We start from the raw sequence: 15,157 nt of genomic DNA on the forward strand, positions 1-15,157 counted from the left end.
CGAGTTCAGCGGTGCTCATCTGTAAAACGTCATAATGAATTTCATTATGTGTTCACTCGTGAGGCTTTGATATTTTTGTGCGTCCAAGGACGCTGATATCAATCCTGCGAGTGCCCACACAGATTGTCTGATAAATTGTTAAAGAGCAGTGCCGCGTTTTCCTGCGGCGCGGGCTGCGTATATTACGCTTTCCGCATTGTCAGTCAAGCATTTATTTTCGCTTAACTCACTGGTTCGTATGATTTCGAACCACTTAACGCGACGCTTCGTAAGCCGTTGTGCCGTGTCAGTGGAGGCGCATTATAGGGAGTTCTCGGAGGCTGACAAGTGCTAATTTCAAATAAAATTCCGAGTGCTGTTTTTTTCAGCTAAAAGCCCCTAAAGCGCCAGTTTTTCCAGCAACGGGAAGCCATAACGGTGTAAAACGGGTGATAATTGTACCGCTTCGCCATCCAGCTCCGTACAGAACGCGACGTTCTGCTGTGAGGAACGCACCTCAGGTGCTTCATGCTCCAGCAGCCAGACCGTACGTCGGGCGATTGCCGCACCGGAATCAATCAGGCGCGTTCCTTCCGGCAGGACCTGTTGCAGCTCTTCACGCAGTAAAGGAAAGTGAGTGCAGCCTAAAACCACCGTGTCAGGCGGTTCCGCCATCCGCAGCCATGGCTGAACAATACGCCTTACTTCATCCAGTGCCACTTCCCCGCCATGCAGCTTGGCTTCTGCCAGCTCCACCAGCTCCGCCGATCCCAGCATCTCAATTTTGCAGGAGCCAGCAAACTGTGCCACCAGCTCATGGGTATAAGGACGGCGAACGGTTGCTCTTGTCGCCAGCAAGCCCACGACACCATTACGCGTCAGGCGCGCAGCCGGTTTAATCGCCGGAACGACGCCTACAACAGGAAACGAAAAGTGTTCACGCAATGCAGGCAGCGAAACCGTGCTGGCGGTATTGCAGGCGATGATGACTAATGAGAGAGGCGTGCGGCGGGTAATGGCCTCAACGATGGCGACCACCCGCTCCACGATAAAGGATTCGCTTTTCTCACCATAAGGGAAGCCGGCGTTATCGAAGGCGTAGAGATAATGAAGATCCGGCAGTAGCTGACGGACCTCATCATAGACAGAAAGCCCACCGACGCCGGAGTCAAATACCAGCACGGTGGGTCGCAAATCAGAAGCTGTAGCTGCCGCTGAGGTAATACTCTCGTCCTGGAGTCTGATAGCCATACGCTGTCTCGTAATCTTTATCGAACAGGTTGGCAATTCTACCACGAACTGTGAGTTGTGAAGTGACAGGATATGAGACGGCGAGATCCCACAGACTGACCCCACCTTCCCTTACGCGGCGGCTGGGCGTGCTGTTGAAATCCGTATCGTAGCGGTCGCCCAGATAGTGATAGGTCACGGACCAGTCCGCGTCATACAGCGTCCAGTCGAGCTGATACTTCAGCTGCTGTTTTGCCCGGCGAACCAGCGGCTGATTGGTGCTGCCATCCCGCGCATCGACATAATCATAAGAGAGCTGATGCGTCAGTGGCCCGGTATCAAAGCCTGCCGTCGCTTCCACGCCTTTAATACGCGCCTGCTTAATGTTGTAGTACCGGAAGGTCGCCGGATCGCCATCAATCAGGTTATCGATGTCATTGCGGTAGCCCGACACGCGCCAGTTGACCGGCCCGGTCAGGCCTTCAAAGCCGCCTTCCCACTGTTTACTTTTTTCCGGGTCGAGGTCCCGATTGCCATAAACCGGGCTGTAAACCTGTGACAGATTCGGCGCTTTAAAGGCGGTGCCATAAGAGGCGAATGCACGGTAGCCCGAGATAAACTCCCAGGAAGCTGCCGTCTGCCAGGTGTTATGCCAGCCGAACTGATTGTTATCGTCACCGCGTACCGCCCCTTCCAGCGTAACCGTGCCGAACTGCTGCTGGCCGGTCAGGTAGAGGCCGGTGTTACGCTGCTCATACCCCTCTGACAGAAAATTGGTGCCTGGCTCAGTGGTCTCTTTCTGCCAGTCGACACCCCCACTCACTGCGCCCCGCCCCATCTGGACGGTGTTGCCCCACTGCAGATTGTACTGGGTGACATCATCAAACGTGGAAGCCGCGCCGTAGCGGCCATTGCGCGGGTCGTAGTTGATATCTTTGGTATGGCCATAGCTGGCGATGAGCTGAGTCGAGTAGAAATCACGGTTAAAGCGTAAACCGGTGTCCCAGGTCTGACTGTAGAGCTGGCGGGTGTCCGGCAGACCGATGATGTTGGTATAACTCTCATCGTAGCTGTATGCCCCGTCATAGGCGGTGCGGTTATCAAATCCGTAGCCGCGCACAAACCCACTCAGCTCATCGCTGAACTGATGCTCAAGATTGCCATAGAGGGTTTTGCTCATGAATCCGTCGCGGTCGTGCTGTGCCGGGCCATAATTACTGGGATAGCCCGCCACCACATCATATCCTCTGGTGTAAGTATAGTTGCCTGCCAGGGTCAGCGTGGTGGCGTCGCTCAGCCTCTGCTGGGTAGAGCCATCATAAGATTGATAGCCATTGGAGCCCATGCCCGCCGTCAGCGTGGTTCCCGGCTGCGACCGGCCGGTGATGATATTAATTACGCCGCCAATGGCATCAGAACCGTAGACGGCAGAACGCGCACCGCGGATATATTCGATACGCTGCACCAGGGTCAGCGGAATCTGGCTGAGATCGGACGAACCACTGATTCCGGCCTGATTAAGCCGGATGCCATCAATCAGGATCAGGACATGGCGGGACTCGGTGCCGCGAATAAACAGGGAGCTCTGCTGACCTAATCCGCCGTTTTGCGCCACATCGACACCCGGCAGACGGCGCATCACATCCGCCAGGCTTTTAGCCTGCCAGCGCTCAATCTCATCGCGCGTCACGACGGTGGTGGGTGCCAGTACGCCAGAGACAGGTTCAGCAAAACGGTTAGCGGTCACGATTTGCGTCTCATCATTTGCCTGAGCAAACCCGTTTTGCGCCCAGAGAGAAGCCGCCGTTGCGCTCAGAGCGAACAGCGATACACTTTTTTTTATCATTTTAAATCGCATCCATAAGACGAAGCAGGATGCCGCAGGCCGACAATCGATAGCACGCGATGATTGTACGAGTAGCGACGTTACACCGGCAGGTCTTCGGGCTGGGAACCATAAATGATGATGACTTCCCATCCCGCAGGACAGTGTCTGCTATTGCACTCATCACGACATTCCTTACCGCTGCGCGTCAGCTCCAGATTTACACTGGATTCCCTATTAACTCAGGCTGTGGCCGGCGTCTGCAGTCTACGGAGTGGCGATTCGGAAGTCCAGATAGCCGGGAATCATCTCTCTACGGGACTGGACATCAGCAAGTGAATGCCTACAATCGCCCGCTGGTAAGCTATTAATCAGGATTGCTCATGACACCCGAACATCTCCCCATTGAAGAGTATGACGCACAGCTGGCGGAAAAAGTCAGTCGTTTAGAGACGATGATGACGCCGTTTGCTGAGCCTGACGTGGAGGTGTTCCGTTCACCGGTCAGCCACTATCGGATGCGCGCAGAGTTCCGGCTGTGGCACGACGGTGATGACATCTATCACATCATCTTCGATCAGCAGACGCGCGAACGGATCCGTGTCGATCAGTTCCCTGCGGCCAGCCAGCTGATCAATCAGCTGATGCCAAAGATGATCGCCGCGATCCGCGATAACCGTACTCTGCGCCACAAGCTGTTCCAGATCGACTATCTCTCAACCCTGAGCAATCAGATTGTCATTTCGCTGCTCTACCACCGCAAGCTGGACGACGAGTGGCAGCAGGCTGCCGCTGCGCTGCGCGATCGGCTGCGTGCCGAAGGGCTGGATGTGCAGCTGATTGGCCGCGCGACCAAAACCAAAATCTGTCTCGATCGCGACTACGTTGACGAACGTCTGCCGGTGGCGGGCCGCGAGCTTATCTATCGCCAGGTCGAAAACAGTTTTACCCAGCCTAACGCGGCAATGAATATTCAGATGCTGGAGTGGGCGCTGGATGTCACCCGGGATTCACAGGGGGATTTGCTGGAACTCTACTGCGGCAACGGTAACTTCTCGCTGGCGCTGGCACGCAATTTCCGCCGTGTGCTGGCCACGGAAATCGCCAAACCTTCCGTGGCATCGGCGCAATATAATATCGCCGCTAACCAGATCGATAATGTGCAGATCATTCGCATGGCGGCGGAAGAATTTACCCAGGCGATGAACGGTGTCCGCAGCTTTAATCGTCTGGAAGGCATTGATCTGACCAGCTACGACTGCGAGACGATTTTTGTCGATCCGCCGCGCAGCGGACTGGATGATGAGACGGTGAAGATGGTGCAGGCTTATCCGCGCATCCTCTATATCTCCTGCAATCCTCAGACCCTGAGCGACAACCTGCAGACGCTGGCGCAAACGCACGACGTCGCGCGCCTGGCGCTGTTTGACCAGTTCCCTTACACCCATCATATGGAATGCGGTGTTCTGCTGACGCGTAAAGCCTGAAGCGGAAACAAAAACGGGAACCCTGCGGTTCCCGTTTTCTTTACTGATTACGTTTGCGCTTAAATCGCGTTGCAATCCAGAACACCAGCGCCACCATCAGAACGGTGGGAATGAAGTTGGAGCCCATGTCCGGGTATTCTGCCCGCACCAGCGCGCTGTAAACCAGAATTCCCAGCAGGAAAAAGGCGGCTGCCAGGCCCGGCATCCCCTCCGGCATGTTGGTGTTGAGGTAACGCTGATGCAGACACCAGGCCGCCAGGCCCAGTGCAATCAGCGGAAAAATGGAAAAGGGAACAAAGGCGCTGAACAGCACAGAAAACGAGCCGTTAATCGCTAAGCCGGTAATAAAAGCCAGTGCCAGTGTGCCTTTATCGCGGGAAGCCGGGTGGGTCATGGACGGATCCTTACTCATTACTCTTCGGGTTTTTCCAGGGTAACCGCGAGACGCTCCTGCTCCCGGCGGTACCAGTAATAGGCGCCTTTGGCGATCATACGCAGCTGTAACACCAGCCGATCCTCAAGCTTACGACGCTGCTCAGCATCAACATCCAGTGCTTCTGCACCGGCGCTGAAGACAATGGTCACCATCGCCTCAGCCTGCGCTTCGGTAAAACTGCGCGGCATGCGATTTTCGACCTCAAGATAGTCAGCCAGTTCAGCGATAAAGTGCTGAATTTCACGCGCCACGGCGGCACGGAAAGCGGCGGAGGTGCCGGAACGTTCACGCAGTAACAGGCGGAAAGCGTTGGGGTTGTTGCCGATGAACTCCATAAAGGTCGACACCGACGTTTTAATGATGCTGCCGCCTTTGGCGATACGCTGGCGCGCCTGGCGCATCAGCTGTCGCAGCATGAGTCCGCTTTCATCCACCATCGTCAGGCCCAGCTCATCGACATCCTTGAAATGACGATAAAAGGAGGTGGGTGCGATACCTGCCTCGCGGGCAACTTCCCGCAGACTCAGGCTGGCAAAACTGCGTTCGGCGCTGAGCTGACTGAACGCTGCTTCAATCAGTGTACGTCGTGTACGTTCTTTTTGTTGCGCTCTGACGCCCATTCTCTCTGCCTTTAGCGGTGTTAGGCAGGCACTATATCAAAAATTTCAGCGTACAGATTGGCAATCTTTGTCACCGCCTGTGAACCTCACTCTTTGTCAAACTGTGATGAAAATCGCTGATAGAATTCAGAAGTGCGCGACGAGATGTTAGAATCTCGTTGTAAAAATGTATAAATAATAGGACGTATCGGTATGCAAAAGTCTTACGATTACGATGCCATTGTGATTGGCTCAGGGCCCGGCGGTGAAGGGGCGGCGATGGGGCTGGTAAAACAGGGAGCGCGCATCGCCGTGATCGAACGCTACCATAACATCGGCGGCGGCTGCACCCACTGGGGCACCATCCCCTCTAAAGCCCTCCGTCACGCCGTCAGTCGCATTATCGAATTTAATCAGAACCCGCTTTACAGCGATCACACCCGACTCCTTCGCTCCTCTTTTGCCGACATTCTCAATCACACGGAAAACGTGATCAGCCAGCAGACGGCCATGCGTCAGGGCTTCTACGAGCGTAACCGCTGCGAACTGTACCAGGGCGATGCGCATTTTGTTGATGCCAACACCATTGAGATTGAACAACCTGATGGGACGCGTGAGCGGCTGACGGCAGAGAAATTTGTCATCGCCTGTGGTTCACGTCCTTACCATCCTGACGATGTCGACTTTACCCATCCCCGCGTCTATGACTCAGATTCCATTCTCAACCTGCATCACGAACCGGGACACGTCATCATTTATGGCGCCGGCGTGATTGGCTGTGAATACGCCTCGATTTTTCGCGGTCTGAACGTCAAGGTTGACCTGATCAATACCCGCGATCGTCTGCTGGCGTTCCTCGATCAGGAGATGTCTGACTCGCTCTCCTACCACTTCTGGAACAGCGGTGTGGTGATTCGTCACAACGAAGAGTTTGAGAAGATTGAGGGCGTGGAAGATGGTGTCATCATCCATCTGAAATCCGGCAAGAAAGTGAAAGCGGACTGTTTGCTTTACGCCAACGGCCGAACCGGCAACACCGATTCCCTGTCGCTGGAAAATGTCGGTCTGGAAGCGGATGGCCGTGGCCTGCTGAAAGTCAACAGCATGTATCAGACCGCGCAGCCGCACATCTATGCGGTCGGTGACGTGATTGGCTATCCGAGTCTGGCCTCTGCCGCTTACGATCAGGGCCGCATTGCCGCGCAGGCGATTATTAAAGGAGAAGCGTCAGCGCATCTGATTGAAGATATCCCGACCGGTATCTACACCATTCCGGAAATCAGCTCCGTGGGCAAAACCGAGCAGCAGCTGACCGCCATGAAAGTGCCCTATGAAGTGGGACGCGCGCAGTTCAAACATCTGGCGCGGGCGCAGATTGTAGGGATGAACGTCGGCAGCCTGAAGATTCTGTTCCATCGGGAAACCAAAGAGATTCTGGGGATCCACTGCTTTGGTGAGCGTGCCGCCGAGATTATTCACATCGGTCAGGCGATCATGGAGCAGAAAAATGGTGGCAACACGATTGAGTACTTCGTGAATACCACCTTTAACTATCCGACGATGGCGGAAGCCTATCGCGTGGCGGCGTTAAACGGCCTAAACCGCCTGTTTTAACGTCGTGTCGAGATAGTGCTGCATGTGGGTTTTGATTGCTTCTGCCAGCTGTTCATAACGGCTGCGCAGAGGCGAACCCGGCCGATAAACCAGCGCAATCGTGCGTTGTGGTACCGGCTTGTAGCACGGAAGATAGCAGACCCCATCGCGGATACGTTCCGGCGGAACCGCCAGCGCCGGTAACAGTGTAATGCCGCTGCCTGCTGCCACCATATTGCGCAGCGTTTCCAGACTGGTTGCCCTGAAATGGGTATCTTCGTCGGCACCCGCCTCAAAACAGAATCCCATCGCCTGGTCACGCAGACAGTGCCCATCTTCCAGCATCAGTAATTTCTCGCCCGCCAGATCGGACATCGGTACCCGATCGCGGTCGCGCCACGGATGATCTTCGTAGATCGCCAGCTTCATCGGTTCATCAAACAGCGGAACCTCAATAAAGGCCTGGCTCTCTTTGACCAGCGCCACAATCGCGCAGTCCAGTTTGCCGCTGTCGAGCTGTGCCAGCAGCTGCTGCGTCTGAGCTTCATGCAGATACATTTCCAGTTTCGGGAACGTCTGGTGCAGCATCGGGATAATCTGTGGCAACAGGTAGGGGCCGGTGGTCGGGATAAGGCCGATATGCAGCGGGCCTGACATCGCTTCCCCTTGCTGACTGGCCATCTCTTTCAGCACTTTTACTTCACGCAAAACCGTGCGCGCCTGATCTACCAGCAGCAAACCGGCCTGGGTAAACAGCACTTTACGGCTGGTACGCTCCAGCAGCATCACACCCAGCTCATCTTCCAGCTTGCGGATCTGCCCGCTTAACGTTGGCTGACTGACATGACACGCATCTGCCGCACGGCGGAAATGGCGATATTCAGCAAGTGAGACCAGATATTCAAGATCACGAATATTCATTATTACCCTCCAAACCACGATAGCCCGTGGCGATAGATAGAATAGCAATGAACGATTGGCCCTATCAAGGGCGGTTCGGAATAATGCGCGCATCAAATGGAAAGGGGTTATCAGGAGAAAAAATGTTTGCAAGTCAGGAAGGTAAAGCCATTCCGTCCGTCACGTTTCATACGCGCCAGGACGATCGCTGGGTCGATGTCACCACAGAATCGCTGTTCAAAGACAAAACGGTGATTGTTTTTTCCCTGCCGGGTGCCTTTACCCCTACCTGCTCATCCAGTCATCTGCCGCGTTACAACGAACTAGCGGGCCTGTTTGCCCAACATGGCGTGGACACGATTCTCTGCGTCTCGGTCAATGACACCTTCGTGATGAACGCCTGGAAAGCCGAACAGCGGGCAGACAATATTACCTTCATTCCTGATGGCAACGGCGAGTTCACCCGAGGTATGGAGATGCTGGTTGAGAAAGCCGATCTCGGTTTTGGCCCGCGCTCATGGCGCTACTCCATGCTGGTACGTAACGGCGTGGTGGAGAAAATGTTTGTTGAGCCGAACAAGCCTGGCGACCCCTTTGAGGTCTCCGATGCCGATACCATGCTGCGCTATCTGGCCCCGGAGTGCAAAGCACAGGAGTCAGTCTCCATCTTTACGAAACCTGGCTGCATCTTCTGCGCCCAGGCAAAACAGATGCTGATGGATCATGGCATCCAGTATGAAGAAATTGTGCTGGGTCAGGATGCCACAACCGTAAGTCTGCGAGCCGTATCAGGCCGGGCGACGGTGCCGCAGATTTTCATGGGCGGTCGTCATATCGGCGGCAGTGAGGATCTGCAGCAGTTCCTGTTGTCAGCGTAAGAGAATCTTAGCGTCGGCCGGGAGAGCGGGCGCTCTGATGATGTGCCTATAATAAAGTAGTAATTCTGAAGCTAGAGGTTAGCGGGCATCTGTTGTGCCCGCCTTTTTTTTGCCTGCGGATTATGCCAGCCGCTGCTTCGCGTCACCGATGGCGCGGGCAACCTGCTGTGGCGAGACGCCCCCCTGCGCATTACGTTTATCCAGACAGGATTGCAGTGCCAGAATCGGATAGACATCGTCGTCAATCACCGCACTGAACTGCTGTAACTGTGCCAGCGACAGGGCTTCCAGCGCCACACCCTGCCCGATGGCCGCTACCACGACCTCGCCGACGATATGATGAGCTTCACGGAACGGCACACCTTTGGCGACCAGATAGTCGGCCAGTTCAGTGGAGTTTGCGTAGCCCTGCTCTGCGGCTTCCTGGCAGCGCGGACGTTTCACCTGCAGGCCATCCAGCACCAGCACGGACATGTGCAGACAGTCGAGCCAGGTGTCCAGCGCGTCAAACAGCCCCTCTTTGTCTTCCTGCATATCTTTGTTGTACGCCAGCGGCAGACCTTTCAGCGTCATCATCATGCCGGTCAGTGCGCCCTGCACCCGACCGCATTTGCCACGAATCAGCTCCAGCGCATCCGGGTTTTTCTTCTGCGGCATCAGCGATGAGCCGGAAGTGACTTTGTCTGACAGCTCGATAAAGCCCGCTTCACCGGTGTTGAAGAAGATCATATCTTCGGCGAAGCGCGACAGATGAACCATGCCGATCGCCGCATCAGAGAGCAGCTCCAGCACATGATCGCGATCGGAGACGGTGTCGAGACTGTTGCGCGTGGCGGAGGCAAAACCCAGCCAGCCTGCCAGCTGCTGACGATCGATTTCGTAGGCCGTTCCGGCCAGTGCGCCGCAGCCCAGCGGGCTGACATCGAGACGCTTCAGGGTATCCTGCAGACGGCTCTCATCACGCGCCAGCATTTCCACATAGGCCAGACACCAGTGCGCGAAGGTCACCGGCTGCGCACGCTGCAGATGGGTGTAGCCCGGCATCACTGCATCCTGATTCGCTTCCGCAGTGACGACCAGCGCCTGCTGCAGATCGCGTGTCGCGCCCAGCAATGCCTCAACCTGCATCTTGCACCAGAGTTTCAGATCGGTCGCGACCTGGTCGTTACGGCTGCGGCCGGTATGCAGTTTTTTACCCAACGCGCCCACTTTGTCGATCAGCTGTCCTTCAACCCAGCTGTGAATATCTTCGGCGTCGCTTTGCAGAATCTGCTCAGGATTCTCGCGCACTTCACCCAGCAACGTATTCAGGGCCGCTTCCAGCTGCTGCTGCTCATCCTGAGTCAGCACGTTTACCGTCACCAGCGCTTTGGACCAGGCAACAGAGCCAATAATGTCCTGCTCTGCCAGGCGGTAATCGAAGCGCAGCGAGTCGTTGAACTGTTTGAAACGTTGATCCGCTGCCTGAGTAAACCGTCCACCCCAAAGTGCCATGTGAAAACTCCTCTGAATCGTTAAACAAGGGGCGGCATAAATGCCGCCCCTGGATTGAATCTGTGAGGCGAGGCGCACCTCGCCTGAAATATTACTTCTTCTTCTGCTCGTTCAGCGCACGGATACGTGAAGAGAGCGAGAACAGACGGATAAAGCCGCCTGCATGACGGTGGTCGTAAACCTCATCTTCGCCAAAGGTGGCGAACTCTTCCGAGTAGAGGCTGTTAGTCGAGCGTTTCTGGGTGGCTGTCGCGTGGCCTTTGTAGAGCTGCACCACAACCTCACCATTTACCTCTTCCGCCAGCGATTCGGCAGCAGCCTGAATCGACTTACGCAGTGGGGCAAACCAGCGACCGTCATAGACCACATAGGACATCTCGTGGCCGAGCTGCTCGCGCCATTTGAAGCTGTCGCGATCCAGTACCAGCTGTTCAACGGCACGCAGCGCGCTGACCATGATGGTGCCGCCCGGGGTTTCGTAGCAGCCACGGGACTTAATCCCGACCAGACGGTTTTCCACGATGTCGATACGGCCGACACCATGTTTTGCGCCCAGCACGTTGAGTTTTTCCAGACACTGGAACGGACTCAGTTTTTCGCCGTTAACGGCCACAACCCGGCCTTTCTCGACGGTCACGGTCACCTCTTCAGGCTGATCGGGCGCCTCCAGCGGATCGACGGTCCAGACCCAGCAATCTTTATTCGGCGCATTGGCCGGGCTCTCCAGCACGCCGCCTTCGGTAGAGATGTGCCAGGCGTTTTCATCACGGCTGTAGATCTTTTCCAGTGAGGCGGTGGTCGGGATATTGCGCTCTTTCAGGTAGTCCAGCAGCGCTTCACGCGAACGCAGGTTCCATTCACGCCACGGGGCAACCACTTTCAGTTGCGGTGCCAGGGCGGTATAGGTGGTTTCGAAACGCACCTGGTCATTCCCTTTACCGGTTGCACCGTGGCACAGCGCATCCGCGCCTACTTTCAGTGCCAGTTCAACCTGCGCTTTCGCGATGATAGGACGGGCCATCGAGGTGCCGAGCAGATAGGTGCCTTCATAGAGCGCACCGGTCTGCAGCACCGGGTAAACGTAGTCGCTGATAAACTCTTCACGCAGGTCGACAACGTGGCATTCCGAGGCGCCAGACTGCAGCGCTTTCTTCTCAACACCTTCCAGATCGCCACGCTCCTGACCGATATCCGCCACAAAAGCGACCACTTCACAGCCACCGTAGTTCTCTTTCAGCCATGGAATGATTGCCGAGGTATCAAGACCACCGGAGTAAGCCAGAACGATTTTTTTGATGTTTTGCGTTTGCATTTCGTAATCCTTGAATCAGAGTCGTTAAGCGAGAATCCGGGTGCCAATCGACACGCCGTTAAACAGGTCAGGCAGCCGCTCAGCGTGACGCCAGCTGGCGATATCGACCGGGCGGCCCAGCGTACGCGCGGCATCCAGCGCCGCGTGCACTTTCACAATCATGCCATCGGTAATAATGCCCTGGGTGATCAGCTGCTCCGCTTTGTCAGCGGTCATCTCTTCGATGCGCTGACCTTTGCCGTCGAGAATACCACTCACGTCGGAGAGCAGAACTAAATCCGCACCCAGCGTTGAAGCCAGTGCCGTCGCCGCCTGATCGGCGTTGACGTTCATCAGTTCGCCGCCCTCAGTGATGCCAATAGAGCTCACCACCGGCATGTAACCCGCCGCCAGCAGCGTATTCAGCAGTGCCGGGTCGCCTGGCATGGCGTGGCCCACATGGCCAAGTTCCGGATCGAAGGCGGTGACATTCACGATGCCCGCATCACCCAGGCAGAGGCCAACCGCGTTGATGCCTGATTTTTTCGCCCAGGCCAGCAGCGTTTTATTGGCGGTTCCCGCCAGCGCACCGGTAATGATGTCAATCTGATCGGCTGGGGTGACGCGCAGGCCATTTTTCTTCATCACCGGCAGCGACAGCTTTTTCATCAGCTCGTCCACCAGGCAACCGCCGCCGTGGACAATGATCAGTGGACGCTGATGGGTGCTGCGATATTTCAGCAGCGCTTCAAACAAGCGGGCCAGCGCTTCTTCGCTGTCCAGCAGCACACCGCCCAGTTTGATAATCAATGGATTGGTCATGGTTTATTTGTCCGTTAAATCAGTGACTGCGTTTCTGGGAAGCCGAACCGGATGTTCAGGCACTGCACCGCCTGCGATGCCGCACCCTTCAGCAGATTGTCTTCGGCTGCCACGACAATCAGATGCTCGCCCTGCATCTCAAATCCGATGTCGCAGTAAGGCAGGCCCACGACGGCTTTCAGCGCCGGCACACCCTGGTCATAGAAACGCACCAGCGGCTTATTGTCATAGGCGCGATGGAAAACGGCGGCAATATCTTCGCGGCTGACACCCGCTTTCAGACGGCAGGTAATGGTCGCCAGGATACCGCGCGGGAAGCTGCCCAGATGTGGGGTGAAGATCACCGGGGTGCCAAGGTGGGCCACAATCTCCGGATGATGACGATGATTGAACAGGCCGTAAGGCTGCAGGCTCACTTCGCAGAAGCTGGTGCCGACATTGGCTTTACGGCCGGCACCGCTCACGCCACTGGTGGCATTGATGACCGGCCACTGCGCGTCGTTTAGCAGTCCGGCATCCACCAGCGGTTTCAGCGCCAGCTGCGCGGCGGTCGGATAGCAACCCGGCACGGCCACCAGCTGCGCCTGCTGGATGTTTTCATGCTGATATTCCGCCAGGCCGTAAACGGCTTTGTCCAGCCAGTCGCCATGCTGATGGGTGAAGCCATAGAAGCGAGTGTAGAACTCAGCGTCATTGACCCGGAAAGCGCCCGACAGGTCGAACACCACACAACCCGCCTTAAGAAATTCCGGAGCCAGATCGTGGCTGACTTCATGCGCCGTCGCCAGAAAGACCACATCCACTTTGTCTGCCCACTCCGCCGCGCTGCTCAGTGGCTGCAGCGGAAGATCCACCACGCCTTTCAGCTGCGGATGAAGATCGGACAAGCGCTTACCTGCATCAGGGCTTTGCGCCGAAACCGCTAAAGCGGTTATGTTGATATGTGGATGACGATTCAGGAAGGTGGCAAGCTCTACTCCAGCATAACCACTGGCACCAACGATCAGCGTATTCAACATCAGGCTGTAACCCCTTTTACAGTCGCACGTCCCGGGCCGCGGCCTTGCCCCGTAACCCACTCAGTCTTCTGCAGTGATTTAAGGTTTCCTTGCAGAGGACGTTAATGTATTTTTATTCACTATTAATGCATGAATATGGATACATCCTAACCCAAGGACCGTCAACAGTGAAGACAAAATTACCGCCTTTTATTGAACTCTACCGCCAGTTAATCGCCACACCGTCGATCAGCGCAACCGATGCGGCTCTGGATCAGAGTAATGAAACTTTAATCAATTTGCTGGCAGGCTGGTTTCGTGACCTCGGCTTCAGCGTGGAAGTGCAGCCTGTACCCGGCACCCGCAATAAATTTAATATGCTGGCGCGGACCGGCACCGGCGCGGGCGGCCTGCTGTTAGCCGGGCATACCGATACCGTTCCCTTTGATGATGGCCGCTGGACACGCGATCCCTTTACCCTGACTGAGCACGACAACAAGCTCTATGGCCTGGGTACGGCAGACATGAAAGGTTTCTTCGCCTTTATTCTCGATACGCTGCGGGATGTGGATGTCAGCACCCTCAGCAAGCCGCTCTATATTCTTGCCACGGCCGATGAAGAGACCACGATGGCCGGCGCGAAATATTTCTCTGAATCGACGCAGCTGCGCCCCGACTGCGCCATTATCGGTGAACCCACCTCACTCAAGCCGGTGCGGGCACACAAAGGACACCTGTCGAATGTGATCCGCATTGAAGGGAAATCGGGCCATTCCAGCGATCCGGCACGCGGCGTGAACGCCATTGAACTGATGCATGAGTCGATTACCCATCTGATGCAACTGCGCACGACCCTGCAGGAGCGTTATCACCATGATGGCTTTGCCATCCCTTATCCCACCATGAACTTCGGCCATATTCATGGCGGTGATGCCGCTAACCGTATCTGCGCCTGCTGTGAACTGTATATGGATATTCGTCCGCTGCCGGGCCTGTCGCTCAGCGATCTGGATGGGCTGCTTAACGAGGCGCTGGCTCCGGTCAGCGCACGCTGGCCAGGCCGTGTCACGGTGGCCGAACTGCATCCACCGATTCCCGGCTATGAGTGTCCGGCGAATCATGAACTGGTGAGTGTGGTGGAAAAACTGCTGGGCACGCCGACCGAAATCGTCAACTACTGTACCGAAGCCCCTTTTATTCAGCAGCTCAGTCCGACGCTGGTGCTGGGGCCAGGGTCCATTAATCAGGCCCATCAGCCAGATGAATTTATTGATACTGCATTTATCAAGCCGACACGGGCGCTTATCAGTCAGGTTGTGCAGCATTTCTGTCACTGATTGACAGTAAATGGGGCATTTCACTGTATTAACAGTAAAATGCCCCCTCATTCTGCGGGATTTACCAATAAGAATAACTTATCCCGCTTTGTTCCCGATAAATTCTTCGAATTTCCGTTATTTAGCGACCTGTTCAGCCCACTTTAACGCATTTGACGAACGCAACATTACGTGGCTAGATAAAAGACGTTGTTATGCCCACCGGGTGACTATCCAGAACGTTTCAGAATGCTGACAGGCGGCAACGGAGCCGGTTCCCTGTAGATTAGCGGGAGCAGAACGTTGCCG

General features: G+C 55.7%; 13 protein-coding genes and 1 riboswitch. Of the genes, 4 read left to right on the plus strand and 9 right to left on the minus strand.

Annotated elements, in window-relative coordinates:
- Positions 1–378 precede the first annotated feature (378 nt).
- Both murI and btuB read right to left on the minus strand, forming a co-directional pair.
- The gene (murI, locus tag HFD97_RS18860) at positions 379–1,230 is read right to left on the minus strand and encodes a glutamate racemase (RefSeq protein WP_009087991.1); all 852 of its coding nucleotides are present in this window, start codon (positions 1,228–1,230) and stop codon (positions 379–381) included.
- Positions 1,175–3,055, minus strand: a complete 1,881-nt coding sequence (gene btuB, locus HFD97_RS18865; RefSeq protein ID WP_009087992.1) for a TonB-dependent vitamin B12 receptor BtuB — start codon at positions 3,053–3,055, stop codon at positions 1,175–1,177. The genes murI and btuB overlap by 56 nt, the downstream gene beginning before the upstream one ends.
- A gap of 69 nt (positions 3,056–3,124) precedes the next feature.
- Positions 3,125–3,307, minus strand: a riboswitch (cobalamin riboswitch).
- A gap of 110 nt (positions 3,308–3,417) precedes the next feature.
- Here btuB and trmA point away from each other — a divergent pair.
- On the plus strand, positions 3,418–4,521 hold the full coding sequence (gene trmA, locus HFD97_RS18870) for a tRNA (uridine(54)-C5)-methyltransferase TrmA (RefSeq protein WP_167432367.1): 1,104 nt from the start codon (positions 3,418–3,420) through the stop codon (positions 4,519–4,521).
- 40 nt (positions 4,522–4,561) lie between these two features.
- Here the strand turns inward: trmA and HFD97_RS18875 are convergent, their stop codons facing one another.
- Together HFD97_RS18875 and fabR are read right to left on the minus strand one after the other, a co-directional pair.
- On the minus strand, positions 4,562–4,915 hold the full coding sequence (locus HFD97_RS18875; RefSeq protein ID WP_009087994.1) for a YijD family membrane protein: 354 nt from the start codon (positions 4,913–4,915) through the stop codon (positions 4,562–4,564).
- A gap of 17 nt (positions 4,916–4,932) precedes the next feature.
- Positions 4,933–5,577, minus strand: coding sequence for an HTH-type transcriptional repressor FabR (gene fabR / locus HFD97_RS18880; RefSeq protein ID WP_009087996.1), 645 nt, complete (start codon positions 5,575–5,577; stop codon positions 4,933–4,935).
- 192 nt (positions 5,578–5,769) lie between these two features.
- Here fabR and sthA point away from each other — a divergent pair, with 192 nt between their 5' ends.
- Positions 5,770–7,170, plus strand: a complete 1,401-nt coding sequence (gene sthA / locus HFD97_RS18885) for a Si-specific NAD(P)(+) transhydrogenase (protein ID WP_009087998.1) — start codon at positions 5,770–5,772, stop codon at positions 7,168–7,170.
- On the opposite strand, the gene oxyR is transcribed toward sthA, so the two are convergent.
- Positions 7,153–8,070, minus strand: coding sequence for a DNA-binding transcriptional regulator OxyR (gene oxyR, locus HFD97_RS18890; protein WP_009088000.1), 918 nt, complete (start codon positions 8,068–8,070; stop codon positions 7,153–7,155). The genes sthA and oxyR overlap by 18 nt on opposite strands.
- A 122-nt stretch (positions 8,071–8,192) precedes the next feature.
- On the opposite strand from oxyR, the gene HFD97_RS18895 reads away from it, so the two are divergent.
- Entirely contained in the window at positions 8,193–8,927 is a 735-nt protein-coding gene (locus HFD97_RS18895) for a glutathione peroxidase (RefSeq protein WP_140029930.1), read from the plus strand.
- Between the two features lie 120 nt (positions 8,928–9,047).
- On the opposite strand, the gene argH is transcribed toward HFD97_RS18895, so the two are convergent.
- From argH to argC, 4 genes are all read right to left on the minus strand, one after another.
- On the minus strand, positions 9,048–10,421 hold the full coding sequence (argH, locus tag HFD97_RS18900; protein ID WP_009088004.1) for an argininosuccinate lyase: 1,374 nt from the start codon (positions 10,419–10,421) through the stop codon (positions 9,048–9,050).
- A 91-nt stretch (positions 10,422–10,512) separates the two neighbouring features.
- A complete protein-coding gene (locus HFD97_RS18905; RefSeq protein ID WP_167432368.1) occupies positions 10,513–11,733 on the minus strand; it encodes an argininosuccinate synthase in 1,221 nt (406 codons plus the stop codon).
- A gap of 24 nt (positions 11,734–11,757) precedes the next feature.
- Positions 11,758–12,534, minus strand: coding sequence for an acetylglutamate kinase (argB, locus tag HFD97_RS18910; RefSeq protein WP_058957349.1), 777 nt, complete (start codon positions 12,532–12,534; stop codon positions 11,758–11,760).
- Between the two features lie 14 nt (positions 12,535–12,548).
- On the minus strand, positions 12,549–13,553 hold the full coding sequence (gene argC / locus HFD97_RS18915; RefSeq protein ID WP_046100827.1) for an N-acetyl-gamma-glutamyl-phosphate reductase: 1,005 nt from the start codon (positions 13,551–13,553) through the stop codon (positions 12,549–12,551).
- A 167-nt stretch (positions 13,554–13,720) separates the two neighbouring features.
- Between argC and argE the strand changes: the two genes are divergently transcribed.
- Positions 13,721–14,869 carry an acetylornithine deacetylase gene (argE, locus tag HFD97_RS18920; RefSeq protein WP_167432369.1) on the plus strand — a complete coding sequence of 383 codons (1,149 nt, stop codon included), beginning with the start codon at positions 13,721–13,723 and terminating at the stop codon, positions 14,867–14,869.
- Positions 14,870–15,157 lie beyond the last annotated feature (288 nt).

The organism is Pantoea sp. EKM103V (assembly GCF_011800365.1).
Lineage (GTDB): Bacteria > Pseudomonadota > Gammaproteobacteria > Enterobacterales > Enterobacteriaceae > Pantoea > Pantoea anthophila.